General features: G+C 65.3%; 18 protein-coding genes. 3 read left to right on the plus strand and 15 right to left on the minus strand.

The features are described from left to right. Positions 1–9 precede the first annotated feature (9 nt). The gene (locus P6U25_RS22060; RefSeq protein WP_407146879.1) at positions 10–2,496 is read right to left on the minus strand and encodes a penicillin-binding protein 1A; all 2,487 of its coding nucleotides are present in this window, start codon (positions 2,494–2,496) and stop codon (positions 10–12) included. 498 nt (positions 2,497–2,994) lie between these two features. Between P6U25_RS22060 and P6U25_RS22065 the strand changes: the two genes are divergently transcribed. Then, a complete protein-coding gene (locus tag P6U25_RS22065) occupies positions 2,995–3,441 on the plus strand; it encodes a hypothetical protein (RefSeq protein ID WP_407146880.1) in 447 nt (148 codons plus the stop codon). A gap of 51 nt (positions 3,442–3,492) precedes the next feature. Here the strand turns inward: P6U25_RS22065 and ggt are convergent, their stop codons facing one another. The 6 genes from ggt to P6U25_RS22095 form a co-directional block, all read right to left on the minus strand. Further along, on the minus strand, positions 3,493–5,229 hold the full coding sequence (gene ggt / locus P6U25_RS22070) for a gamma-glutamyltransferase (RefSeq protein ID WP_407146881.1): 1,737 nt from the start codon (positions 5,227–5,229) through the stop codon (positions 3,493–3,495). 112 nt (positions 5,230–5,341) lie between these two features. Continuing rightward, positions 5,342–6,952, minus strand: a complete 1,611-nt coding sequence (locus tag P6U25_RS22075; protein WP_407146882.1) for an ABC transporter ATP-binding protein — start codon at positions 6,950–6,952, stop codon at positions 5,342–5,344. Next, a complete protein-coding gene (locus tag P6U25_RS22080) occupies positions 6,949–7,761 on the minus strand; it encodes an ABC transporter permease (protein WP_407146883.1) in 813 nt (270 codons plus the stop codon). Before P6U25_RS22080 ends, P6U25_RS22075 begins: the two co-directional genes overlap by 4 nt. Further along, the gene (locus tag P6U25_RS22085; RefSeq protein ID WP_407146884.1) at positions 7,758–8,702 is read right to left on the minus strand and encodes an ABC transporter permease; all 945 of its coding nucleotides are present in this window, start codon (positions 8,700–8,702) and stop codon (positions 7,758–7,760) included. Before P6U25_RS22085 ends, P6U25_RS22080 begins: the two co-directional genes overlap by 4 nt. A gap of 18 nt (positions 8,703–8,720) precedes the next feature. Next, the gene (locus P6U25_RS22090) at positions 8,721–10,292 is read right to left on the minus strand and encodes an ABC transporter substrate-binding protein (RefSeq protein ID WP_407152576.1); all 1,572 of its coding nucleotides are present in this window, start codon (positions 10,290–10,292) and stop codon (positions 8,721–8,723) included. Then, positions 10,292–11,452, minus strand: coding sequence for a C45 family autoproteolytic acyltransferase/hydolase (locus P6U25_RS22095; RefSeq protein ID WP_407146885.1), 1,161 nt, complete (start codon positions 11,450–11,452; stop codon positions 10,292–10,294). Before P6U25_RS22095 ends, P6U25_RS22090 begins: the two co-directional genes overlap by 1 nt. Positions 11,453–11,508: 56 nt before the next feature. On the opposite strand from P6U25_RS22095, the gene P6U25_RS22100 reads away from it, so the two are divergent. Together P6U25_RS22100 and P6U25_RS22105 are read left to right on the plus strand one after the other, a co-directional pair. Beyond that, entirely contained in the window at positions 11,509–12,453 is a 945-nt protein-coding gene (locus P6U25_RS22100) for a GntR family transcriptional regulator (protein ID WP_407146886.1), read from the plus strand. Positions 12,454–12,465: 12 nt separating this feature from the next. Continuing rightward, a complete protein-coding gene (locus tag P6U25_RS22105) occupies positions 12,466–13,812 on the plus strand; it encodes an aspartate aminotransferase family protein (RefSeq protein WP_407146887.1) in 1,347 nt (448 codons plus the stop codon). Between the two features lie 3 nt (positions 13,813–13,815). Here the strand turns inward: P6U25_RS22105 and P6U25_RS22110 are convergent, their stop codons facing one another. From P6U25_RS22110 to P6U25_RS22145, 8 genes are all read right to left on the minus strand, one after another. Continuing rightward, on the minus strand, positions 13,816–14,370 hold the full coding sequence (locus tag P6U25_RS22110) for a DUF4269 domain-containing protein (protein WP_407152577.1): 555 nt from the start codon (positions 14,368–14,370) through the stop codon (positions 13,816–13,818). A 1,293-nt stretch (positions 14,371–15,663) separates the two neighbouring features. Beyond that, positions 15,664–17,133, minus strand: a complete 1,470-nt coding sequence (locus P6U25_RS22115; protein ID WP_407152578.1) for an amino acid permease — start codon at positions 17,131–17,133, stop codon at positions 15,664–15,666. Between the two features lie 204 nt (positions 17,134–17,337). After that, on the minus strand, positions 17,338–17,883 hold the full coding sequence (locus P6U25_RS22120; protein WP_407146888.1) for a c-type cytochrome: 546 nt from the start codon (positions 17,881–17,883) through the stop codon (positions 17,338–17,340). Further along, complete coding sequence (gene soxC, locus P6U25_RS22125) at positions 17,870–19,147, minus strand: sulfite dehydrogenase (RefSeq protein WP_407146889.1); 1,278 nt, start codon at positions 19,145–19,147, stop codon at positions 17,870–17,872. The genes P6U25_RS22120 and soxC overlap by 14 nt, the downstream gene beginning before the upstream one ends. Before the next feature lie 84 nt (positions 19,148–19,231). Next, positions 19,232–20,440 carry a cytochrome P450 gene (locus P6U25_RS22130; RefSeq protein ID WP_407146890.1) on the minus strand — a complete coding sequence of 403 codons (1,209 nt, stop codon included), beginning with the start codon at positions 20,438–20,440 and terminating at the stop codon, positions 19,232–19,234. A 75-nt stretch (positions 20,441–20,515) separates the two neighbouring features. Continuing rightward, complete coding sequence (locus P6U25_RS22135) at positions 20,516–20,986, minus strand: DUF1801 domain-containing protein (RefSeq protein WP_407146891.1); 471 nt, start codon at positions 20,984–20,986, stop codon at positions 20,516–20,518. Between the two features lie 144 nt (positions 20,987–21,130). Continuing rightward, positions 21,131–22,087, minus strand: a complete 957-nt coding sequence (locus tag P6U25_RS22140; protein WP_407146892.1) for a catechol 2,3-dioxygenase — start codon at positions 22,085–22,087, stop codon at positions 21,131–21,133. Between the two features lie 252 nt (positions 22,088–22,339). Beyond that, positions 22,340–24,232 carry a putative bifunctional diguanylate cyclase/phosphodiesterase gene (locus tag P6U25_RS22145; protein ID WP_407146893.1) on the minus strand — a complete coding sequence of 631 codons (1,893 nt, stop codon included), beginning with the start codon at positions 24,230–24,232 and terminating at the stop codon, positions 22,340–22,342. Positions 24,233–24,655: the final 423 nt, after the last annotated feature.

The raw sequence follows: 24,655 nt of genomic DNA on the forward strand, positions 1-24,655 counted from the left end.
CTCAACGCCTCAGTACAGCCCGCCTGTCCCCGACCGCACGATCGCGCGATCGGCGTCCGGCGAAATTCCGGCCTGGGTGCCGTCGATCACGTCGGTGCCCGGCACGGTGTCATAGATCGGTGGCGCCTGGCCGGGCTTGAAGGCTTCAAGCAGCGTGCCGCTGGTCTCGCCCGGGCCCGCGCGCGCACCGGTCTTGGCCACGACCCGAACCAGCCGGATGCCGGGAGGGATCTTGAACGGAACCGGCGGCTTGTCGGCCAGCGCGAGCTTCATGAAGTCCCGTGCGATCGGCGCTGCGGTGTGGCCGGCCTGCGCGCTCCGGCCGAGCGAGCGCGGCTTGTCATAGCCGACATAGAGACCGACCACGAGGTCCGGTGAGAAGCCGACGAACCAGAGATCCTTGGCCTCGTTGGAGGTACCGGTCTTGCCGGCGATCGGCTTGCCGACCTCCTTCAGTGCCGCGCCGGTACCGGCCTGCACCACCCCCTCCATCAGCGATGTGATCTGGTAGGCGGTCATGGCGTCGAGCACCTGTTCGCGGTGGTCGATCAGTTGCGGCTCGGGCTGGTTCTTCCATCCTTCCGGCGCATCGCAGCCAATGCATTCGCGCTGGTCGTGCTTGAAGATGGTGTGGCCGTAGCGATCCTGGATGCGGTCGATCAGGGTCGGCTTCACCCGGCGGCCGCCGTTGTCGATCATCGAATACGCCGTCACCATGCGCATGACCGTGGTCTCGCCGGCGCCGAGTGCGTAAGAGAGATAGTTTGGCAGCTCGTCATAGACGCCGAAGCGCTTGGCATACTCGCCGATCAGCGGCATGCCGATCTCCTGCGCTAGCCGCACCGTCACCGTGTTCAGCGACAGCCGCAGCGCATTGCGCAGCGTGACCTGTCCTTGATAGCGGCCCGTGGAGAAATTCTCCGGCCGCCAGACGTTGCCCTGCCCGAGGTCGATCTCGATCGGCGCGTCGATCATCATCGTCGATCCCGTGTAGCCATTGTCGAGCGCCGACGAATAGACGATCGGTTTGAACGTCGATCCGGGCTGCCGATAGGCCTGCGTCGCGCGGTTGAACTGGCTCTGGTCGAACGAGAAGCCGCCGACCATCGCGAGTACACGGCCGGTCCGCGGATCCATCGCGACCATCGCGCCCGAAATCTCGGGGATCTGGCGCAGCCGGTATTGGCCCTCGACGAGATGGCCGTCCTTGTAGAGCGGGTCGGCGTAGATCACGTCGCCAGGCTGCAGCACCTGCGCGACCGAGGTTGGCGTCTTGCCCTTCAGCGGCCCGGAAGCAGCTCTCGCCCATCTCACGCCGTCGAGCGAGACAAGTCCGGTCTCGCGCTGCTTGCTGATGGCGCCGCCGAGCTCGCGGCCCGGCTGGAAGCCGATCCGCGCCGACTGCGGGCTGGTCTCCAGCACCACCGCCATCCGCCACGGCGAGATATCCGACAGTGACTTGATGTCTGCGAGACGTACGCCCCAGTCGCCGGAGATGTCGAGCTTTTGAATCGCGCCGCGATAGCCCTGCTGCTCGTCATAGTTCACGAGCCCCGCCACCATGGTCTTGCGCGCCATCACCTGGATCTTGGGATCCAGCGTGGTGCGCACCGACAGGCCGCCCTCATAGAGTTTCTTCTCGCCGTAGCGCTCGAAGATGTCGCGGCGGACTTCTTCCGAGAAATACTCGCCGGCGAAGGTATGCGCGCCGCTGGCGCGGTTGGTGACGACCAGCGGCTCCTTGCGCGCCTTGTCGGCGTCGGCCGCAGTGATCCAGCCGTTCTCCTGCAGACGGTCGATCACATAGTTGCGCCGCTCGACGGCGCGTGCGTGGTTACGCACCGGATGCAGGCTGGCGGGCATCTTCGGCAGCGCCGCCAGATACGCGGCTTCCGCGATGGTGAGCTCGTTCACCGACTTGTCGAAATAGACCAGCGAGGCTGCCGCGATGCCGTAGGCGCCGAGACCGAGGTAGATTTCGTTGAGATAGAGCTCGAGGATCTTGTCCTTGGAATAAGCCTTCTCGATCCGCATCGCGAGCAAGGCTTCCTTGATCTTGCGGGAGAACGACACCTCGTTGGTCAGCAGGAAGTTCTTGGCGACCTGCTGGGTGATCGTGGAGGCGCCCTGAGGACGACGGTTGGAACCGTAGTTCTGGATATAGGCGAGGCCAGCGCGCGCCATGCCGGTATAATCGACGCCGCCGTGCTCGTAGAAATTCTTGTCTTCTGCGGCGAGGAAGCTGTTGATCACGAGCTTCGGCACCGCCTGGATCGGGAGATAAAGCCTGCGCTCCCTGGCGTATTCAGCGAGCAGCGAGCCATCGGCCGCGTGTACGCGCGTCATCACCGGCGGCTCATAGTTCTGAAGCTGCGTATAGTCGGGCAGATCCTTGGAAAAATGCCAGAACAGCCCCGCGACCGCGGCCAGGCCAGCCAGAAACAGGATCGATCCTGCAGTGAACAGAAATCCAAAGAACCGAAACAGCAATCTCATCGACGAAGTCCCGTGGCGAATACGCGGCTCATTCTGAGCCCGCTGCCGGCCACACAGGCGGTCGGTATATCGGTCGCTCCAGGTACCTGCAATTCGATGCGGGAGAATAATAGCGGGTCAGCCGCCAAACTTATGCCATAGAGCCGGGTTCGCGCTCCCGGCCAAATCAGCGAGCGGCCGAGGAGCCGCGATCGGCGGGCCGAACCGAGCGATCCGCCGTGCTCGGCGCGCCCTGTCCCTCGTCGATTGAACCGGTCAATTCGGCTGGCGTCACATTTCGGTCGTCATCGCGTCGATCACATGCGCGCGACGTCGCCGATTCGCTCCGCCCACAACCCCTTCCCGTGCGTTGCCGGGCCCGTTGTGGAAACGGATTCGCGCCCCCGCCGGCTCCGGCAACTGCACCAGTGAGGCTTCCGCCCCCCGTCGGCACAACCAGAAATCGGCCACGATTAGCCATTCGTTAACCATATCGGCCACATCGTGACATCGCCCATAATGACTCGGCTGACCATCATGGCACTGCGCGGCTTCAGAAAGCCTTTTGCAACCGGCGAAAACATTCTCGACCTTCCGAAGCCACCCCCCTCCAATGTGGGTGCCGAGGCCCTCGACCTCGTCCATCAGGCGGCGGAGCTGTTTCGCAGCATCGAGGACCGGGCTCGCGCCACCGAGACGCGCGCCGAGGCCGCCGAGCGGGCCCAACTCGAGATCATCAACGCGGCCGAACGCAAGCTGAGACAGGCTTCCCGGGCGCTGGACGAAGCGCAAAAGCGCATCGAAGTCCAGCAGAAGCAACTGGAGGCGATCGAGTTTCGCGCCCAAGCCGCCGAGGCCGAGGCACGCGAAGCCCGCCAGACCCTGGCATTGGTCGAGGACGCGATTCGCCGGCGGCTCCTCCTCGCGGTCGAGCCTGCGGACAACAGGTCATCGGCCGTCGCCTGAGATGCGGCCGATTCCGCGAGCGGCTGAGTCCTCCCTTCATCGCAACGACGCTCAGTAGCCGGCCGCCAGTCCGGTGTTGAGCCGTGGATCGTTCGCCCCGTAGAAGCGATTGTTGCCGACCGGCTTGCCGCCTAGCGCCGGTGCGCCAACGATGATCATCGCGAGATGATTGGGGGGCTGCGGCGGACCGAACTTGTGTCCCATCCCTTCCAGGATCTTCTGCGTGTCCGGCGACAGCGTGTAGCGCTCCAGGTTGGTCGGCTCCGGAAGCCATTGCTGGTGGAAGCGCGGCATGTCGACAGCTTCCTGCGCGTTCATGCCGTAATCGATCGCGTTGATCATCGTCAACATCACGGCGGTAATGATGCGGCTGCCGCCCGGCGTGCCCACCACGATGACCGGCTTGCCGTCCCTGGTAACGATGGTCGGGCTCATCGAGGACAGCGGACGCTTGCCCGGCACGACTGCATTGGTCTCGCCCTGCACCAGGCCATACAGGTTCGGCACGCCGATCTTGGCGGTGAAGTCGTCCATCTCGTCGTTGAGCAGGACGCCGGTCTTGGCCGCCGTCACCTTGGCGCCGAACCAGTCGTTCAAGGTATAGGTCACCGACACCGCGTTGCCGTCCTTGTCGGCGATCGAATAATGCGTGGTGTTGCTGCCCTCGTGCGGTGCGACGCCTGGCTTGATGTCCCTGGACACACCGGCCTTGTTCGGATCGATCGCGGCGCGGATCTTCGCGGCGTAGGCCTTGTCGAGCAGATGCTCGAGCGGATTCTTCACGAAGTCGGGGTCGCCGAGATAGCTGTTGCGGTCGACATAGGCATGCCGCATCGCCTCGATCTGGTAGTGCACGGCCTGCGCGGAGTGATAGCCCAGCTCCTTGAGCGGATAGCCCTCCAGGATGTTCAGCATCTCGCAGATGATCACACCGCCCGAGCTCGGCGGCGGCGCGGAGATCACGTGGTAGCCGCGGTAGTCGCATTCGACCGGCGCCAGTTCGCGAACCTTGTAGTGGTCGAGGTCCTCCTGCGTGAGCAGGCCCTTGCCGGCCTGACTCGAGGCCACGATCGCGGCGCCGACCCAGCCCTTGTAGAATCCGTCGGTGCCGCGCTTGCTGATCTCGCGCAGGGTTTCGGCGAGCTCGTGCTGCACCAGCCGCTCGCCGACCTCGAACGGCTTGCCGTTGTTGAGGAAGATCGCGGCCGAAGCCGGGTCGTCCTTGAGGTCGTCGGTCGCGGAATGCAGCATGTCGACGTCGCCCTGGCGCAGCGCAAAGCCGTCCTCCGCCAGTTGCAACGCCGGCGCGATCAGGTCGGCGCGCTTCATGGTGCCGTATTTCTCGCGCGCATATTCCATGCCGGCGACCGAACCCGGCACGCCGACGGCGAGATGGCCCTTGGTCGACAGGCCCTTGATGACGTTGCCGTCCTTGTCGAGATACATGTTGGCGGTGGCGCCCTTCGGCGCCGTTTCGCGGAAATCCAGGAAGGTCTTTCGACCATCCGCGAGCTGGATGGTCATGAAGCCGCCACCACCGAGATTGCCGGCCGCCGGATAGACCACGGCGAGCGCATAACCGACCGCCACCGCGGCGTCCACCGCATTGCCGCCCCGCTTGAGCACATCCACACCCACCATCGTCGCCAGATGCTGGGCAGTCACCACCATGCCGTTCTCGGCCGCGACCGGCACAACGGACGCAGCATGGCCGGGCGCGGTTGTCGCAACGCCGATCGATACAATCGCGGCGACGACCCACCGCACGCCGGTCACTTTCTCTTGCATTGGAATTCCCCCGCGAAACGCCGACTGCTGCGGCGCTTGTTGCTATCTAGGCGCGCAAACCTAGCAGGCTGCGCGGCCATTCACCATGGGGGATGTTTCGCACGGCAGCGCGTCAGCCCGACGCCCGCATATTCGCCGGTCCGGCAAAGTCGAACACCGGCGTCGCCGCCAGCAGCGCCTTGGTGTAGTCATGCTGCGGGCGATCGAACACATCGTCGCGCGTGCCCTGCTCGACGATGCGGCCGCCCTGCATCACCACCACGCGATCGGCGACCTGCTCGACCGCGGCAAGGTCATGGCTGATGAACAGACACGCAAAGCCATATTGCGCCTGCAGCCGCTCGAACAGTTTGAGCACCTGGGCCTGGATGGTCATGTCGAGCGCAGAGACCGGTTCGTCCGCCACCACGAACGACGGATGCCGCACGATCGCGCGCGCAATCGCGATGCGCTGACGCTGCCCGCCGGAGAGCTCATGCGGCCAGCGCTGCGCGAAGCCGGCGAGCCCGACCTCGTCGAGCATGCCGGCGACGCGCTTGTCACGCTCGGCGGCCGAAAGTCCCGCGACATGACGCAGCGGCTCGGCAACGATCTCGCCGACGCGCATGCGCGGGTCGAGCGACGAATACGGGTCCTGGAACACGAGCTGCGCGGCAAGGCGAAACGCGCGGTCATGCGATGTCACGTCCCTGCCCTGAAAGCGGATCACGCCGCCGGTCGCAGGCACCAGCCGCAGCATGGCGCGGCCCAGCGTGGTCTTGCCCGAGCCGCTGCCGCCGACCACGGCCACCGTCTCGCCGGCACCGATATCGAGATCGACGCTGTTGACTGCCGCGACGTCGGCGTCGCGTCGGAACAGGCGCTGCCGGCCAGCGAACGACACCTTCAGGCCACGCACGCTCATCAGCGGCTCACCCGCAGCGCGCCGGGGCGCCGCGGCGCGACGGCGCGGCAGGGCGTCGACGAGCTGGCGCGTGTAGGCTTCGCGCGGCGCGGACAATATTTGCCGGACGCTGCCGGTTTCCACCACCCGTCCCTGCCGAAGCACCACCGCGCGCTGCGCGTAGCGCGATACCAGGCCGAGATTGTGCGTGATCAGCATCACCGAGGTGCCGTGATCGCGTGCCAGCTCCACCATCAGGTCGAGCACCTCGCGCTGGCTCAGCGTGTCGAGCGCGGTGGTGGGCTCATCTGCCAGCAAGAGCTTCGGCTTCAACAGCATCACCGAGGCCAACATGATGCGCTGGCGCATGCCGCCGGAGAACTCGTGCGGATAGGCGTTGAAGGTGTGCTCGGGATCTCGGATCTGCACCCGCGCCAGCATGTCGAGGCAGCGGCGCTTGATCTCGCGCTTGGTCAGCTTCTCATGCAACGCAAGGCCCTCGGCCATCTGCGCGCCGACGCTGATCGCCGGATTGAGCGAGACCATCGGCTCCTGGAATACCATGCCGACCGAACGGCCGCGCAGCGCGCGCATGCGGTTCGGCGCAACGGTCGCGAGGTCCTCGCCGTCAAGCCTGATCCGGCCGCCGGCCCGGCGCAGCCCCGGCGGCAGCAGACCAAGAATGGCACGCGCCGCCGCAGTCTTGCCGCTGCCGGACTCGCCAACCACGGCGAGGAATTCGCCGCGCTCGATCGCGAACGAGACGTCGTCGACCACCACGAGCCCGGTCCTGCCGGCCTCGATGCGCAGATGATCGACGGTGAGCAGCGGTGTCGTCATCCGTGTGCCATCCTGGGATCGAGACGATCCCGCAAGGAATCGCCGAGCAGGTTGATGCCGAGCAGCGTGAGCGCGATACACAGCCCCGGCGCGATGCTGAGCCAGGCCGCGGTTTCCATGTAGGGACGGCTCGCCGCCAGCATGTTGCCCCAGGTCGGCGCCGGGGGCGGCACGCCGAGGCCGAGGAAGCTCAGCGCGCTCTCGGCCAGCAGCACCCAGCCGAACATGCTGGTTGCGAGCACGGCGACCGGCGCCACCGCGTTCGGCAGCACGTGGCGGACCATCGAATAGAATTCCGAGTTTCCGATCACCCGCGAGGCCTCGATATATTCCTTCTCGCGGATCGACAGCACGGTGCCGCGCACCACGCGCGCGACCGAAGGAATGTAGGCGAGCCCGAGCGCCAGCACGAGGCCGGACTTGTTGGCGCCGATCACGATCATCACCGCCAGCGCCAGCAGGATGCCGGGAAAGGCCAGCAGCGCGTCATTGATCGCCATGATGATGCGGTCGGTCCAGCCGCGCAGATAGCCAGCGACGCCGCCGACCACGACGCCGATGCAGACCGCAAGCACGACGGTAGCGAGCGCCACCACGACGCTGGCGCTAGCGCCCGCCATCAGGCGGCTCAGCACGTCGCGGCCGAACTCGTCGGTGCCAAGCCAGTACATCGACGACGGCGGCTGCAGCCGCGCCTTCAGATTGATCCGCAAGGGATCGAACGGCGTCCAGAACGCCGCAGTGAGCGCGGTGCCGAGCAGCAGCGCGATCAGCGCCCCGCCGATGATGGTGTTGGCGCGCCACCTCATGCGATGGTTACCCTTGGATCGAACAGCGGATAGCAGAGGTCGACGATCAGGTTGACGACGACATAGATCACCGCGGTGAACAGCAGGCAGCCCTGCACCACCGGATAATCCCGCGCGAAGATCGAATCGACCAGTAGCCGCCCGAGGCCCGGCAGCGTGAACACGGTCTCGATGACAGCGATGCCGCCGAGCAGATGGCCGAGCACGAGGCCAATCAGGGTCCAGGTCGGCGCGAAGGCGTTGGGCAGTACGTGACGGCCGAGCACCAACCATTCCGGTACGCCCTTGGCGCGCGCATGCGTGACATATTCGAGCCGCAGCACCTCGATCGAGGACGCCCGCGCCATCCGCGTCAGCACGCCGATCTCGACGATGGTCAGCGTTGCGATCGGCAGCAGCATGAACATCAAAGCCTGCCAGAAATTCTCCGAGAACGGCACGTAGCCGATCACGGGCAGCCATTTCAGCGTGAGGCCGAACAGCAGGAGCAGCAGCAGGCCGAGCCAGAAGCTCGGGATCGACAGCAGCAGCGTGGCGCCACCGACGATCGCCAGATCGAGCGCGCTGTTCTGCTTCCAGGCCGCGATCAGGCCGGCCACGACCGCGATACAGGCGGCAAGGCCCACCGCGACCAACACGATGACGGCGCTGACCTGGAAGCGCTCCAGGATCAGCGGCAGCACCGAAAGGTTGTTGGTGATGGAGTGGCCGAGGTCGCCAGTCGCGAGCTTGCCGAGCCAATAGACGAATTGCAGCGGCACCGGCTGGTCGAGCCCGAGCTGCGCGCGCAGTTGCGCGGCCTGCGCGGCATCGGCGTTGTCGCCGAGCATCACCTGCACGGGATCGCCCGGGATCAGGCGCACCAGCGTGAACACCGCGACCGCCACCAGCAGCAGCGTCGGGATCGTCATCGCCAGCCGTCTTGCAAGGTAGCCCAGCATCGCCGCGATTCCTTCCCGTTACTCGACGCTGACGCCCCAGAAGCGCGGCTGCGCGAACAGCCAGCCGGCGTACCCCTTGACGTTCTTGCACAGAGCGGAAATCTCGGAGCCGTTGAACAGCACGACCATCGGCACGTCGTCGATGAAGCGCCGATGCAGCTCGTCGAACAGCTTCTGGCGCTTGGCCTTGTCATCGATCATCATCGACTCCTGCAGCATCCGCTGCGCTTCAGGATTGTCCCAGACCTTGCGCGGCTGCGTCGCCTTCGGTCCGGTCAGCATCTCGAAGCTCAGCGAGGGGTCGAGCCGCGCCGAGTAGACGAAGGCCATCGACTGGTAGTCGCCGCGGTTGTAGCGGTCGAGTTGGGCAGCCCAGTCCAGCACCTCGATGTCGATATTGATGCCGACCGCCTGCGCCATCGCCTGCACCAGCACCGCGGAATCGAACACGAAGGCGTAGCGCTTGTTGGCGATCATCCTGATCGGCTGGCCGTGATAGCCGGCCTGCGCCAGGAGCTTCTTGGCCTCCGCGATATTCTGGGTGTAACCGTGCGCCTCCACCTCGCCGTAGAACGGACTGCCGATCGGCAGCGCCGAATTGTTCGGCCGCGCCGTGCCCTGCATCACCGCATCGACGATCTGCGGCGTGTCGAGACAGAGTGCGATTGCGCGGCGGATGCGGACGTCCTTCAACAGCGGATCGCGGGTCTGGAACAGGATCCCGGTGAGGCCGAGGGCCGGCGTGACGCTGAGCTGCACGTCCGACCGCGCCTTGAGATCGTCGCGGTCCGGGATCGCGAGGTTGCTGATCACGTCCAGTGAGCCCGAGAGCAGACCCGCTTTCGCCGCCGAGCTGTCCGGAATGACGTTGAAGCGGACGCGATCGACCAACGCGGTCTTGTTGCCGGTGTAGCCGGTGCGCGGCTCGTTACGCGAAGCGTAGCCGTCGAAGCGCACTAGGTCGACATACTGTCCCCGCTTCCACTCGCCGAGCTTGAACGGCCCGGTGCCAACAGGCGCGATCCACTTGCCGTCCGCACCGACCGAGTCGCGATGGACTATGGCGGTCTGCCCGCAATCCGGCCGCGCGATGGTCGGCAGGAACAGCGCGGTCGGCTGGTCGAGCGTGATGACGACGGTCTGCGCATCAGGCGCCTCGATCTTGTCGATGCGGGCGATCCCATTCGCGCTGAACTCGGACAGGCAGCGCCACTGCGTGGCAGGATCGAGCCAGCGCTTGAACGACCACACCACGTCGGCCGCGGTCATGTCGGCGCCGTTATGGAATTTGACGCCCTGGCGCAGGTGGAAGGTGTAGGTCTTACCCTCGTTCGAGATCGTCCAGCTCTCCGCCAGCATCGGCCCGATCGAGGTATCGTCGCGGAACGCGACCAGCCCCTCGACGATGTGCGCCATCACGCCGTCGGTGTTGGCGTCGCGGTTGGTGCCGGGATCGGTCGAGCGGATGTCGGCGTTGAGCCGCGTGCGCAGCAGGGTCTCGGCGCCGGCGCGCATCGGCAGAGCTGCGAGCACGGCCGACAGCGCCATCAGGCCGACCATCAGCGCGCGCGATGGCCGACGCGACCTCATCACGACGCCCTCGCGGCCGCGGACGGCGCGGCCTCGTTGCGCGGGCTCGCCGCCACCTCGAGCCGATAGCTCGTGAACTGCCGGTTCAGCGCCGGCAGCGGCGCGACCTCCATCAGCCCGCTGGCCGGCTCCATCAGCACCATCGCGACCGTGGCGCTGAGATTGTTGCTGAGATTGCGGCGCGGCGGCCGGCACACCGACCAGGGATAGGCAAAGTCGTCGAACAGCGCCGACTTGACTGTCTCGAAGCTGATTGCGCCGAGATGCGGCCGCAGCAATTCGCGCACCCGGATGTCGCGATAGAGGCTATCCGGCGTGCTGGCGATACCGGTGTCCCTGAGCTTGCCGAGCGCCACCGGGCTGACGAAATGGTTGGCATGCACCAGGAGCCCGCGATCGGGATGCACCTGAAAGGTCTCGTCCGGCGCGCATTCGAAGTCGATCGCGACACCGTCGCGATGGCTGACGATCATGTTGTTGGCGGCGGATTTCCTCGTGCAATAGACCGTGCGCATCGCCAGCGCGACGTGATCGCTCTCCAGCACCTTGCGCCGGATCAGCGCCAGCGGCGCACCGATCTGACGATAGTCGCGGTCGCACTGCAGATAGTTCGCTGTGATCGCGATGCCGACCGCATTGAAGCCGCAGCGGCCGAGTGCGCCGGCCTCCGTGAAGGTCATGAGATCGGGACCATCATCGCGGCGCACCTTCAGCACGACGGCGGTCTCGGCACATTCGCGCTTCCAGTCCCAGTTCTGGGCGTGAATCAGGCGCCCGGAGGCGCTCGCCTGCGGCAGCACGACAACGCCGGTGCAGCCATCGGGCTCGTCTGGCGTCTTCAGCCGCGCCCGCACCGACGGCTCTGCGAGCTTGAGGATTTCGGTGCGGGCATTGAGCAGCACGATGTCCTCGAAGGGAACGCCGGCGCCCTCGGCGATGCCGCGCATCTCCTCAAGATAGGTCGGCTCGAACGATTCGATGATGGGAAGATAGTCGCGCACCAGCGCGGCGACGCCGGCGGCGTCGAGCGAAAGCTCCTTGAGCTGCGCGAAATAATGCGAGGTGCCCTTGCGGATGCGATCCGCTGCCTGGCGGCCGTATTGCTTGCCGCGCTCATGCGGCGGCCCGGAAATCTCGATCAGGGGAAATGGTTCGACCATCGCTTGCGCCAACTTCCTTTTGCTTTTCGAGGAAGGCTAATGTATTTTGTGCTGACATGAAACAAAAATCTTTGCCCATCCCCAAGGCGGCACCGAGCCGCCTTCAACGCGAACTTTCGGCGAGCATCCTGGAGGTGATCCGGGCGGACAAGCTCGCGCCCGGTGCGCGGCTGGCGGAGGTGGCGCTGGCGGAGCGGTTGCAAGTGTCGCGCACGCCGGTGCGCGCGGCGCTGAAGCTACTGGCAAGCCGCCGCCTGGTGCGGCCCGGCGCGAGCCGCGGCTATTTCGTGGCCGATACGATGCCGCCTGCTCGGAAGCCTCCAGCCAAGCCCGTCCCCGCCGACACCGATCGCTTGTTCCTTGCGATCGCGCGCGACCGGCGGAGCGGGCGCCTTCCGGTCGATGTCTCCGAGCGCGACCTGATGCAGCGCTACGGAGCGACGCGTCCCGTCGTGCAGCGCGTGCTGACCAAGCTTGCCGAGGTCGCGGCCGTGCAGCGCAAGCCCGGGCACGGCTGGCGCTTCCAGCCGATCATCGCAGATGCCGCCGCGCGCGACGAAAGCTACCGTTATCGGATCCTGATCGAGCCCGCCGGCCTGCTGGAGCCCGGCTTCCACCTCGATCCGTCGTGGGCGGCAGAGATGCGCGAACGCCATCAGGAGACGATGAAGCTGCCGTGGAACGACACCGCAAGCATCGCGCTCTACGAGATGAATGCGGCCTTCCATGAAGGCCTGGCCGCCGCCTCCGGCAACCGCTTCCTGCTGGTCGCCGTGCAGCAGCAGAACCGGCTGCGCCGATTTGCGAACTACGACTGGACCTTCGGCTATGAGCGCGTGCTGGTGAACTGCCGCGAGCATCTTGAAATCCTCGACCGGCTCGAGGCCGGCGAGCGCGAGACCGCGGCGGCGCTGCTGCGCAGCCACCTCGAAAACGCTTCGAAGCTCACGCGCATCACCGACAATCCGGCCTATGGCCGCATCACCAACGTCAGGAAGTAGCAGGAGGCCTCCATGCATTCGCCGCACGTCGCACCATCGAACACGCCCCTCACCCGCGAGGCGATGGAGCCGTTCTGGATGCCGATGACGCCGAACCGCCAGTTCAAATCCAATCCGCGCCTGTTCGTCAGCGCCGAGGGCATGCATTACATCACGCAGGATGGCCGCCGCATTCTCGACGGCATGGCGGGGCTTTGGTGCGTCAATGCCGGACACGGCCAGAAGCGGATCACCGAGGCGATCCAGAACCAGGCCGCGAAGCTCGATTTCGTCTCGTCGTTCCAGATGAGCCACCCGGCCGCGTTCGAACTGGCCGGACGCATTGCCGAGATCGCGCCCGAGGGGCTCGATCACGTGTTCTTCACCAATTCCGGCTCGGAATCGGTCGATACCGCGCTCAAGATCGCGCGCGGCTATCACCGCGCCCGCGGTGACGCGAGCCGCATCCGCTTCATCTCGCGCGCCAAGGCCTATCACGGCATGGGCTGGGGCGGACTGTCGGTGAGCGGCATCGTCCGCCATCGCCGCGACTTCGGCCCGCTGCTGCCCGAGGTCGACCACCTACCGCATACCCATGATCCCGAGCATGCGGCGTTCTCGCGCGGCCAGCCGCAATGGGGCGCGCATTTCGCCGACGAGTTGGAGAAGCTGCTGGCGATCCACGATCCCTCGACGATCGCGGCCGTCATCGTCGAGCCCGTCACCGGCTCGGGCGGCGTCTACCCGCCACCGGTCGGCTATCTGGAGCGGCTGCGCAAGATCTGCGACCAGCACGGCATCCTCTTGATCTTCGACGAAGTCATCACCGGCTTCGGCCGGCTCGGCGCGCCGTTCGCTGCCAACGCGCTCGGCGTGACGCCCGATCTCATCACCTGCGCCAAGGGCATGACCAACGCAGCGGTGCCGATGGGCGGCGTCATCACCAGCGGCAAGGTCTACCAGGCGCTGATGAACGGGCCGGAAAACACCGTCGAGCTGTTCCACGGGTACACCTATTCGGCGCATCCGCTGGCCTGCGCGGCGGGGCTCGCCGCGCTCGACGTCTATCAGGATCTCGGCCTGTTCGACCGCGCGCGGCGCATCGCGCCGGTCTGGGAGGCGGCCGCGCATGCGCTGAGAGACGCGCCCCACGTCACCGATATCAGGAACATCGGCCTGCTCGCGGCGATCGATCTCAAGCCGCGCGACGGCGCGGTGGGTGCGCGCGGCACCGAATGCGCAACGCGCAGCTACGATGACGGCATCCTGATCCGCGCGGCCGGCGACACCTTGATGATCTCGCCGCCGCTGATCATCACCGAGGAGCAGATCGAGGCGATCTTCGCAGCGATCCGACGCGCGCTAGGCGCGATCGCCTGACGCTTAAGCGAAATCGCTGGCCGCGAGCAGCGCGCGTAACTCCGCATCGCTCGCCGCGGCCAGTTCGAGCAATCCACGATAGGGATCGCCGCCGATGCCGAGCACGGCGGCGAAGGCCGGCTCGGTCTTCATCCCAGCACCTCTTTGTGTGCCGACGGCCTGACGGAGCCGCCCATCATCGAGCGCGAGCAACCGCCGCTCGACCTCGAAGTGGAGCCAGCCCGACTGCTCCTCCACGGGACGCGTATCACCGAACAGCTCGAACGGCCAGCCGTCCCACATGAACCGCGCGATCGCAGGGCTCGTACCCGACCTCCATCGGTAGAGCACAAAGCCGTCGGCCAGGTGGTAATGCTCCCACACAACCGCCGCGAAAGCGTTCAGGTCAGCCGCGTGGCAGACGATATCGATGTCGCTGCCGGGTACCGCGAGGCCAAGCGGCAGCGTGCCGACCACACGCGGATCGAACGGACCGAGCGTCGTGGTCACGGCAGAATTCGTGATCGCCGCCACATAGTCCGGAACAACCATCCCACAGCCCTCGCTGTTGCCGAACACCGGCAATAGCAACTCTTGCTGGAGATGTCTGCGTCGTCCGCGCCGCTACCGCCCGTCGCAGGCCGCTGTTCGTGCCGCCTGCGATCAAGCGCCGTCAGTAATGTCGATGGTACGCTTTGCCGACAGAGCGACCGCTGTACCCGCGCATTTCCGCATGTGCGTTCCTCGTGGAACGCGGCAATGTGGCACTGTTTGGCCGGACCGCCGGTGCCGGCGTCTGCTTCACCACCAAGCCCTGGGTGAAGGGATCACGATCCGGATACTGCGCACATTCCTGACACTGCGCCGACGCGTTCGACGCATACGCGACGGACGCGAACGCCGCTGCTGCAACCGTAAGCGACGTGACAGCCAACTGTTTCTTGCGGTTCCTCATTGTTCTTTTCCTTTTTTCTCCATCATCAGCCCGCGTTTGAGGTGGCGTGTCTTCCGCGAACAGTTAGCCCGCATCTGGTGGGGCTGGTATGCATTGAACGGTCAGGCTACATGCGCCCGTCGCGACGGCCATTCGGAACAGGACCAACGCCGCGAACGTTGGGACTGCGCTTTCCGTTGGCGCCTGTCGCGTGATCGACCTCCAGCGGCAATTCGGAGACGACAATGCGCAAGAACAACTACGCGATCGTGATCATCGTCGGTCTCGCCCTCGCACCGGCTCACCTGCTCGCGCAAGGCGTGGGGGGCGCCGCGCCGCCGCCACGCCCCGGAGATCGAGCGGCTCCCTCAGGCGGCGTCGGCGGCAGCGCGCTTCCATCCAAGCCCGGACAACGGATCGGACCTTCCGGTGGCGTTGGTGGCGCCGCGCCACCCGCCGCTCCTGGAGCAGCGAGCGGCGATTCCGGCAGCAGCCGGAGCACAACAGGAAGCAGGAATACAAGGGGAAGATGAGCCGACACGTAGCCGGATCGACAGCAACTGTGGTCCTACCCCGGTGCCTTTTTTCACTGCACCGGGCCCATGGGTGCGATCGGCACGCGGCTTTCCCTGCGCCCTTGTTCTCAGAGTGGGCGGAACGAGACGCAAACCTCGGACAGTTCATGTCGCGAAAACGCGAACGTATGACTCACAAGCGGCGCCACATCCTCACCGTCGTCCCGGCCTGGTGCGCAGTTGAGCACTAGGCCGGGACGACGCGATGGAGCGAGCCGCAGCCTCTCATTTCAGTCGCTGGCGTCTCTGGAATACTGGGTCACCCGCATGCGCGGGTGATGACAGCAGCACGCTGTTTGACAATCAAAGCCGAAATTCGTGTGTGCGCAGGGACGACAGCGCTGATGACGCCCACAGATCGGCCTACCCGCCGCTCGCGCGCAGCCGGCTGTGGCGTCGACCGTAGACCGCGTAGATCGCGAGCCCGACGACCAGCCACACCACGAGCCTGATCCAGGTGTCGAGCGGCAGGCCGAGCATCAGGAACAGCGAGGTCACGGCACCGGCGGGCGCCACCAGCCAGATCGCGGGCGCCCTGAACGGGCGCGGCAAGTCGGGATCGTGCAGGCGCAGCACCAGCGTGCCGATCGAAACCACCATGAACGCAAACAGCGTGCCGATGCTGACGAGCTCGCCGACCAGCCCGATCGGCAGCAGACCGGCGAGAATCGCGGCGACCACACCAGACACGATGGTCGAGACATAGGGCGTCTGGAAGCGCGGATGGATTTTTGCGGCGACCGCCGGCAGCAGGCCGTCATGCGCCATCGAGCGGAAGATCCGCGGCTGCGCCAGCAGCATGATCAGGATCACCGAGGTCAGCCCGAACAGGATTCCGAGCTTGATGAAGGGGCCGAGCCAGCGGACGCCGACGGTGTCGATGCCGACCGCGATCGGATCGGGCACGTTCAGCCGGTCGTACGGCACGATGCCGGTCAGCACGAAGCCGACGGCGACATAGAGCGCGGCGCAAATGACGAGCGAACCGAGAATGCCGATCGGCATGTCGCGCTCCGGCGTCTTCGCCTCCTGCGCCGTGGTCGAGACCGCGTCGAAGCCGATATAGGCGAAGAACACCACGGCCGCGCCCCGGATCACGCCGGACCAGCCAAAGGCGCCCGGGCCGGCATTCGGCGGGATCAGCAAGCCATCTGGATTGCTCGCGGTGACCCAGTTCGCGGTCGTCACCGACGACGCTGTGGTAGCGAGGAACAGCGCGATGACGATCAGCTTGAGCACAACGATGAAGCTGGTGAAGCGCGCGGATTCGCGGATGCCGATCACCAGGAGCGTCGTGATGAAGGCGATGATCGCCATCGCCGGAATATTGATGATCGCGCCGGTCGACGACCACCCCCCGGTGTTGACGTCATAGGCGAGCGGCGCCGAAGTCAGTTGCTGCGGCAGGTTGATGCCGAAATCGCGTACGAAGCTGACGAAATAGCCGGACCAGCCGACCGACACTGCAATCGCACCGACCGCGTATTCGAGGATCAGGTCCCAGCCGATGATCCAGGCGATCAATTCACCGAGCGTCGCATAGGCATAGGTATAAGCGCTGCCGCAGATCGGCACGGTCGACGCCATTTCGGCGTAGCACAGCCCGGCAAAGGCGCAGGCAACGGCGCCGAGCGCGAAAGAGATGGTGACCGCGGGGCCGGCATTCGCGGCTGCCGCGTGGCCGGTCAGCACGAAGATGCCGGCGCCGATGATGCCGCCGATGCCAAGGCTCACCAGTTGCAGCGCCGAGAGCGAGCGTTTGAAGCGAGGTGCCTCCGCGTCGCCAACCGCCTGAACCGCCTCCTGCAGCAGCTCGGCCGTCGATTTCCGCATCCAGACGTCGGTCAAATCGCTCACCTCCGCCGTCGCCCCGTCGAGGTCCGACACGATCTCCGCAACTATAACGCGTTGAACGCAAGGGCGTTCAAACAAGCGGCAGCCAACGGCGCCTTTATCCACCGCAGCGATCGGTGCGTGGCGCCATCGCAAGGCGCACCGGCGGCTGTCGAAGCCGCTGGGCGCTGGGTTGCGCGACCGTCAGTGGTTATGCACGTCGGGCCGCGGATCGCCGACGAAGCCGCCACGGTTCGGCATCTTGATCGCGGCAAGCGACTTGGCGTCGAGCACGGCGTCGGCCGGCACGATGCCGTTGAGGCTGAGGATGTAGGCGGATACCGCGTAGACATCCTCATTGCTCAGCGACTGCGGCGCATTCTGCGGCATGGCGCGGCGGATGTAGTCGAACAGCGTCGGGGCGTAGGGCCAGTAGCTGCCGACGGTGCGGATCGGCTTGGCGGTCGCGAGCGTACCCTGTCCGCCGACAAGGCGATCGCCCACGCCGCCCTGCCCCTTGTCGCCATGACAGGCCACGCATTGCTCGCTGAACACCACCCGGCCGCGCTCGGCGCTGCCGCTGCCCGGCGGCAGGTTCGAGCCGTCACGTCCGATATCGATATTCCAGCCGGCGATCTCGGCAGGTGTGGCCGGCCGGCCGATGCCGTAGCGCTCCTCGGCCTGCGCAGCAAAACCGATCGCGGCGATGGCGCCCGCCAGCAGCGCGACCTTGAGATCAAGCCTGCGCATTGCTCACCTCGCCGTTCGCATCGATCCGCCAGGGCCAGATCGCATTGTTGTGGTAGAAGGAGTTGACGCCACGCACCGCCACCAATTCAGCAAGCGTCGGCTGCACGTAGCCGGTTTCGTCGATGGCGCGGCTCTGGATCACCGCGGGCGCTCCATCCCAATGCCAGGGCAAGCGGAAGCGCGTCAGCGCCCGCGTCAACACCGGCTCCTGCAGCACGGCGTCCTGCCAGGTCTTGCCGTCATCGACCGACACCTCGACCCGCTTGATCTTGCCGTGGCCGCTCCAGGCAAGCCCCATGATCTCATGGAAGCCCTTGGTGGTCAGCTTCTGCCCACCCGAGGGCCGCGTGATGATCGATTTGGCTTCCATATAGAAGGTGAATTCGCGCGCCGTGCCATCGGGCATCGGGTCGGTATATTTCGAGGTCTCCTCGCGCGAATAGGCGGGCTCTGCCACTACCTTGAGCCGGCGCAGCCACTTCACGTTCATGTTGCCTTCGAAGCCGGGCAACAGCAGCCGCAGCGGATAGCCCTGCTGCGGGCGCAGCCGCTCGCCGTTCTGGCTGTAGACCAGCATCGCGTCGTCGAGGCATTTCTCGATCGGGATGCTGCGGGTCAGCGCGGCGGCATCGGCGCCTTCGGCCACGACCCATTTGGCGCCGGCCTGCAAACCGGCCTCGTTCAGCACCGTCTTCAGTGGCACGCCGGTCCATTCGGCACAGCTCACGAGGCCGACGAGGTCCGATGCCGTTTTGCCGTAAGGCTTGGTGTAGACCGGGTTACCGGAGCACTCGAGGAAATGGATCCGCGACTGCGACGGAAAACGGCGGATGTCGTCCATCGTGAACACCAGCGGACGATCGACCATGCCATGCAGCATCAGCCGATGCTCGGCCGGATCGATGGTCGGCACGCCGCCATGGTGGCGCTCATAGAACAGGCCGTTCGGCGTGATGATGCCGTCGAGCTCCTGCAGCGGCGTGCGGCCGGAGGCAGAGATGTATTGCGGCAGCGTCTTCGAGATGTTCTTGATGACGCCCTTCTCATGAACCGAGGGCGTGCCGTAGGGTTGGCTTCCCATCGGATCGCCCGGCGCCTTCATCCATTCGGGGACGTTGGGCGGAAGGTTGCTCTCGGCTTCGGCAAGCGCGCGCGAGCCACCGAGCCCCGCCACAGCGGAGCCACCGGCCAATGCCGCACCGGCCTGCAGGAAATGCCTGCGGGACGCCTCCCGCACGCGCTTGTCCGTCGTCTGTTCGCTCATCGACGTTTTCCTCTGACGTTCGTGTCGCAGCGCAGCCTAGCACCGAACGCCGGAGGTCAAGCAACGATCCAGTCGCATACCCCGTCAGCCGCCGGCGACGACCGGCAATGTGTCGATCGCGCGGATGCCCGGACGCCCGCGCCAGCGAACTTGCTCAGGCTTGACCGCAAGCTGCAGGCGGGGCCACCGGGTGAACAGGGCCTGCAGCGCGCAGGCCGCCTCGATTCGCGCGAGCTGGTGGCCGAGACAGAAATGGATTCCGGTCCCGAACGAGACGTGCCGGTTCGGCCGGCGTTCGAGATCCATCCGTTCAGGATGCTCGTGCGCGGTCGGATCGATGTTGGCGGCTGCGATCATCGCCATCACACGATCACCCTTCTTCAGCCTGACGCCACCGAGCTCGACATCGCGCCTGACATAGCGCGGCTTGGTGAACTGCACCGGCGACACGAAGCGCAGGAATTCCTCCACCGCGAGGCCGATGCGGCTCCAATCGGCCGCGAGCCAATCGCGCCGCGCGGGATCCCGCAGCAGTTCGAACACCGATCCGCTGATCAGATGCGTCGTGGTCTCGGAGCCGGCGCCGAGCAACAGGAACATCATCGAGACCATCTCGTCCGGCGTGATCCGGCCGCCCTCCTTCTCAACCTGCACCAGCTCGGCGATCAGCCCCTCACCGCCACGCTCGCGCGCCGACTGCAATTGCTCCGCGAGATAGCGCCGCATCTTCGACAGCGAGCCCATCATGCGCAGGAAGCTGATCGGGCCCCTGAGCTGCGTCATCGCATTGGCCCAGGCGATGAATTTCGGCCGGTCTGCCGTCGGCAGGCCGAGCAGTTCGCAGATCACCGACACCGGCAGGATGCGCGCATAGCGCTGAACGAGATCGGCCGGGCTTCCGGCCGCGAACAGCTCGTCGGCCAGGCGATCGGCGATGGCACGGATATGCGGCTCCATGCCGAGCACGGCGCGACGGCGGAAGGCCTCATCGACGATGCTGCGCAGCCGCGTATGATCGGGCTCGTCCATCGTCAGCATGTTGTTGGCGACGGTCGCGATCGACTTCGGCATCCACCAGCGCAGACCGGCGACCTCGCCATCCTCCTTGCGGAGCGTGAAGGTCGTGCTGTCCTTCAGCATCTCCGACGCCGTCTCGTAGGTGGTCGTCAGCCAGACCCGCCCGATGATCGGAAATTTCACCTCGACGAGCCGCCCGCGAGCACGCAAAGCCGCGATGCCGGCGGCGGGATCTCGGTTGAAGGTCTCACTGGAGAAGTCGGGTTGCGACGCCATGGCGCCACCTCGTGCTGCCGTTCGGGCCTCCGAGACATGGTGAGGAACGCAGCGCCCGCAAGGCCGCAGCGCCACTTACATTCGTTCGCCGGGCAGTTGACTGGCTTGCTTGACCCAGGCGGCGAACTGGGTTTCGTCCAACTCATCGGTCTGGTGGATGTTGAGATAGCGCGTATCCGGCCGCTTGGATTCGCCCGGCGGGACAGGACGCAGCGATGCGCCGCGGAAAAACGCCACTTTGACGTAATTCGTGAAGGTGTGAATTCCGAGGAACCAGCCTTGGCCTTCCATGCCGTAAAGCGGCGAATTCCATTTCACTGCCTTGTGCACACTGGGCACGGTGCGCGAGATCAGCGCGTCGAGGCTGCGTCCGACGTCGCGCTTCCAGCCCGGCATCGCCGCGATATAGGCCTGCACGGGAGCGTCGCCCTCACCCTTCGGAATCTGGGGATTGCCGCCCGCAAGGAGACGCGGCTTTGCAGCACTCCGTTTGGCGGGGACTTTCCTTGCGATCTTCGCCGATCCCTTCGACGTCATGCCTTTCATTGTGCCGATCCTCTCGAACCAGACCATGTCGATCATGCGTCAGATACTATAGCCATCGACCGCTTGTGGTCGCGGCGGCGTATCGACGCGTTTCGCAATCGGCGCCGTGTAGCCGGCCGGCGATGCCGGATCGCGAGTTGCGTCTCAGCGCGTCACCGGCGGTGTACCGTGGGTGTGGAACGACTCGATCGTCTTCAAACCCCACGCCTGCCCCTTCTTGCGCTCCGCCTCGGTCCAGACGATCGGCTTCCAGTCCGGCGCGAGGATCAGGCGGGCGCCGGCATTGGCGACCTCGACGCGATTGCCGCCGGGCTCGTAGACATAGAGGAAGAACGTCTGCTGGATCGCGTGCTTGTGCGGCCCGGTCTCGATGTGCACGCCGTTCTCGAGAAAGATATCGGCGGCGCGCAGGATCTCCTCGCGGCTGTCGAGCGCGTAGGTGACGTGATGGAAGCGGCCGGAAACACCGTAGTGATCGCGCGTATAGGCGAAGTCATAGCTCTTGTTCGACATCGTCATCCACATCGCGGCTTCGCTGCCGTCATTCAGCACGATCTGCTCGGTGGTCCGGCAACCGAGATAATTTTCGAAGAACAGACGATTGGCCTTGATGTCGACCGCGAGGCAGTTGAGATGATCGAGCCGGCGGACATTGACGCCGCGCGCCGGAAAGCGCTGCGCCTGATTCTTCAGCGCGGGCTTCAGCTCGGCAGGCGCCTCGTACCACTCCGTCTCGTAATAGAGTTCGATGACGTGACCGTCGGGATCACGGCAGCGGAATGCCGGCCCCTGCCCCATGTCGCCATCGATCCAGCCGATGTCGAAACCCGAGCCCTTCAGCGCCGCGACGCGACGCTCGAGCGCCTGCGGGCTGCGGGCACGCAACGCCATGTGCTCCATGCCCGAGGTCTTCGACGCCGTGAGCTTGAGCGAATAGCGTTCATAGTCGTCCCAGCCCCGCAGATAGACCGACTCGCCTTTCCGCCCGCTGACGGTCATGCCCATGACATCGACGAAGAATTTGAGGCTCTCGTCCGGTTTCGGCGTCAGCAGCTCCGTATGGCCGAGATGAGCGAGATCGAAGATCGGTTCGGGCTTCATGAGGCGACCTCCTTCCGCGGGCGACTCCAGATCGATATCGCAAGCGATTGCTGTGACGGGATCAGCGCGGCATTTGTACTAGTGTATAAAGGATTAGGTCTCATCAACAAGATGGTGGACGGCGGCCAGCACCGCGCGAAACCAACCGGGAGACCCCACGCTCAACCGCGGCGCCGGCACATGTGGCCTCAGCGCAATCGCCGACACCGTCAACACGCCGGTGAGCGCGCACACCATGGACAATGCCTGGCGTCAGGCGACCGAGGCCACATTCTCGCGGCGCGACGACAGCAGCTTGCGGATCTCGACCGCCGGCACCGGCCGGCTGAACAGATAGCCCTGCATTTCGGTGCAGCCGAGGATACGGAGCATGTTGCGCTGCTGCTCGGTCTCGACGCCCTCGGCGGTGGTGGTCATGTCGCTGGCAGCGGCAATGTTCACGACCGCCTGCACAATCGTCGAGGACGCACCAGCGCCGGCGAGATCCTTGATGAAGGCGCGATCGATCTTGATCTTGTCGAACGGGAACCGCTGCAAATAACTCAGCGAGGAATAGCCGGTGCCGAAATCGTCCAGCGCGATCCGCACGCCGAGCCCGCGCAATTGATGCAGGATATCGAGCGCGGCATCGTCGTCGCGGATCAGCACTGCTTCGGTGATCTCGAGCTCGAGCCGCGAGGCCGGAAGCCCCGATGCCGCAAGCGCGGCGGCGACGTTCAACGCCAGCGTCTGACTCTTGAACTGAATTGGGGACACGTTGACCGCGACATGAACGTGGTCGGGCCAGTTCACCGCCTCGCGACATGCGCTATTGAGCACCCAGTGCCCGATATCGTTGATCAGGCCGGTCTCCTCGGCGACCGGAATGAAATCCGCCGGCGAGATGGTGCCGCGTTCGGGATGGCGCCAGCGCAGCAGCGCTTCGCAGCAACGGACCTGGCCGGCCTCGAGATGGAGCAGCGGCTGATAGTGGAGCTCGAAGCTGCCATCGGCGATGGCTCGACGCAGCTCGAGTTCGAGGCTGCGCCGCGCCTTGGCACGCGCATCCATGCCGGCCTCGAAGAACCGGTAGGTGCGGCGACCATCGCTCTTCGCCCCGTGCAACGCGAGGTCCGCGTTGCGCAGCAATTGATCGAGTTCGAGGCCGTCGGCGGGCGCCACCGCGATCCCGACGCTGGCGTCGGTGGTGATCAGATGTCCGACGCAATCGATCGGCTCGCGGATCGTCTGATAGATCGCAGCCAGCAACTGCATGGTCTCGGTGTGGTTGCGGATGGCGGTCTGGATCACGGCGAACTCGTCACCGCCGAGCCGCGCCACGACGTCGGTGTCCTTCAGACAGGAGCTCAGGCGGTCGGCGATCGCCTTGAGCAGCTCGTCACCAATATCATGGCCAAACGCGTCGTTGACGCTCTTGAACTCGTCGATGTCGATGTACATGACGGCGAGCTGCTCGCCCGGCCGGATCGCCTTCAGCGCCTGCTCCAGCCGCTCGCGGAACAGCACACGGTTAGGCAGATCGGTCAGCGCATCATAGTGCGCCATATGGGCAATCTTCTCGTCGGCGCGGGTGCGCTCGGTAATGTCCTCGATCGTCGCGACCCATCCGCCCTGGGGCAGCGGCTTGTTGACGATCTCGATTGCACGCCCACCCGGCGCCTCCGTGAGCTGACGCGTTGCCTTGCCGAGCGCCACATTGCGGATGATGGCATTGCAGAATTCGTCGACGTCGCCGTCGAACGATCCGGTCTCCTGGCGGTGCGCGATCAGCCGCTGCATCGTGCAGCCTGGCTTTGCGATGTCAGGCGAGAGGCCGAACATCTCGAGGTAAGTCCGGTTGCAGATGATGATGCGGGCCGACGCATCGTAAAGGACAAGTCCCTGCGGAATGTTGTTCACCGCGGTCGAGAGATTGCGGCGCTCGACGGCGAGCCGCTCATCCGAGATCTGATGTCGCTTCAACACCAGGAAGACAATGACGCCCAAGATCGCGACCGCCGCCATCAGCAGCCCTTCGCGCACGCTCCAGCTCGATGTCGCACTCCCAAGCAGGCTGCCCACCAACAGGCCGGCGCAGAACGCAAGCCCTTTGGCCGAGCCGCTCTCGACATTTCCTGGCGTCGGATTGCGATCCTCGATGCTCACGTTGGTCTCCCCCCGAGAGACCGCATCGTTACGCGCGACAAATGGAGAGCGCGTTACAACTCGCAGTTAGCAATCGGTTACACGATACCGAGAAACGGCGTGGCAATGCATGCAACACGCCGACGACGATGATCCGCAGAATGCACTCGTTGAACATGGTAAATCCGACGTTAACGGAAACACTGCGAAACAATTGCGGGCTGTCCCGGAAAGCGACGATTTCTTCCCGGAGACCACGCCGCTTCATCGCACCTCATCGCATTACGAGAACAAATCGTCACTGCGAAGCACTAGATTTAGCCGACCAGGAACCGTGACGATTTAACGGATTGTCCAACCCCGCCCCGGCATATTGGTCCGGACGTTTAATTTTTCGGAACAACCAGGCCACATCAGTGACATCCTTCGGACGTGTGATCTCTG

This window comes from Bradyrhizobium sp. ORS 86 (assembly GCF_045571475.1).
Taxonomy (GTDB): Bacteria; Pseudomonadota; Alphaproteobacteria; order Rhizobiales; family Xanthobacteraceae; genus Bradyrhizobium.

Bases quoted from the DNA above. Each gene is read 5' to 3' on its own strand.
- P6U25_RS22105 (WP_407146887.1), top strand. From the start codon at position 12,466: ATGCATTCGCCGCACGTCGCACCATCGAACACGCCCCTCACCCGCGAG.
- P6U25_RS22115 (WP_407152578.1), bottom strand. From the start codon at position 17,133: ATGCGGAAATCGACGGCCGAGCTGCTGCAGGAGGCGGTTCAGGCGGTT.
- P6U25_RS22080 (WP_407146883.1), bottom strand. From the start codon at position 7,761: ATGAGGTGGCGCGCCAACACCATCATCGGCGGGGCGCTGATCGCGCTG.
- P6U25_RS22120 (WP_407146888.1), bottom strand. From the start codon at position 17,883: ATGCGCAGGCTTGATCTCAAGGTCGCGCTGCTGGCGGGCGCCATCGCC.
- P6U25_RS22075 (WP_407146882.1), bottom strand. From the start codon at position 6,952: ATGACGACACCGCTGCTCACCGTCGATCATCTGCGCATCGAGGCCGGC.
- ggt (WP_407146881.1), bottom strand. From the start codon at position 5,229: ATGCAAGAGAAAGTGACCGGCGTGCGGTGGGTCGTCGCCGCGATTGTA.
- P6U25_RS22095 (WP_407146885.1), bottom strand. From the start codon at position 11,452: ATGGTCGAACCATTTCCCCTGATCGAGATTTCCGGGCCGCCGCATGAG.
- soxC (WP_407146889.1), bottom strand. From the start codon at position 19,147: ATGAGCGAACAGACGACGGACAAGCGCGTGCGGGAGGCGTCCCGCAGG.
- P6U25_RS22140 (WP_407146892.1), bottom strand. From the start codon at position 22,087: ATGAAGCCCGAACCGATCTTCGATCTCGCTCATCTCGGCCATACGGAG.
- P6U25_RS22060 (WP_407146879.1), bottom strand. From the start codon at position 2,496: ATGAGATTGCTGTTTCGGTTCTTTGGATTTCTGTTCACTGCAGGATCG.
- P6U25_RS22135 (WP_407146891.1), bottom strand. From the start codon at position 20,986: ATGAAAGGCATGACGTCGAAGGGATCGGCGAAGATCGCAAGGAAAGTC.
- P6U25_RS22090 (WP_407152576.1), bottom strand. From the start codon at position 10,292: ATGAGGTCGCGTCGGCCATCGCGCGCGCTGATGGTCGGCCTGATGGCG.
- P6U25_RS22130 (WP_407146890.1), bottom strand. From the start codon at position 20,440: ATGGCGTCGCAACCCGACTTCTCCAGTGAGACCTTCAACCGAGATCCC.
- P6U25_RS22085 (WP_407146884.1), bottom strand. From the start codon at position 8,702: ATGCTGGGCTACCTTGCAAGACGGCTGGCGATGACGATCCCGACGCTG.
- P6U25_RS22100 (WP_407146886.1), top strand. From the start codon at position 11,509: ATGAAACAAAAATCTTTGCCCATCCCCAAGGCGGCACCGAGCCGCCTT.
- P6U25_RS22065 (WP_407146880.1), top strand. From the start codon at position 2,995: ATGACTCGGCTGACCATCATGGCACTGCGCGGCTTCAGAAAGCCTTTT.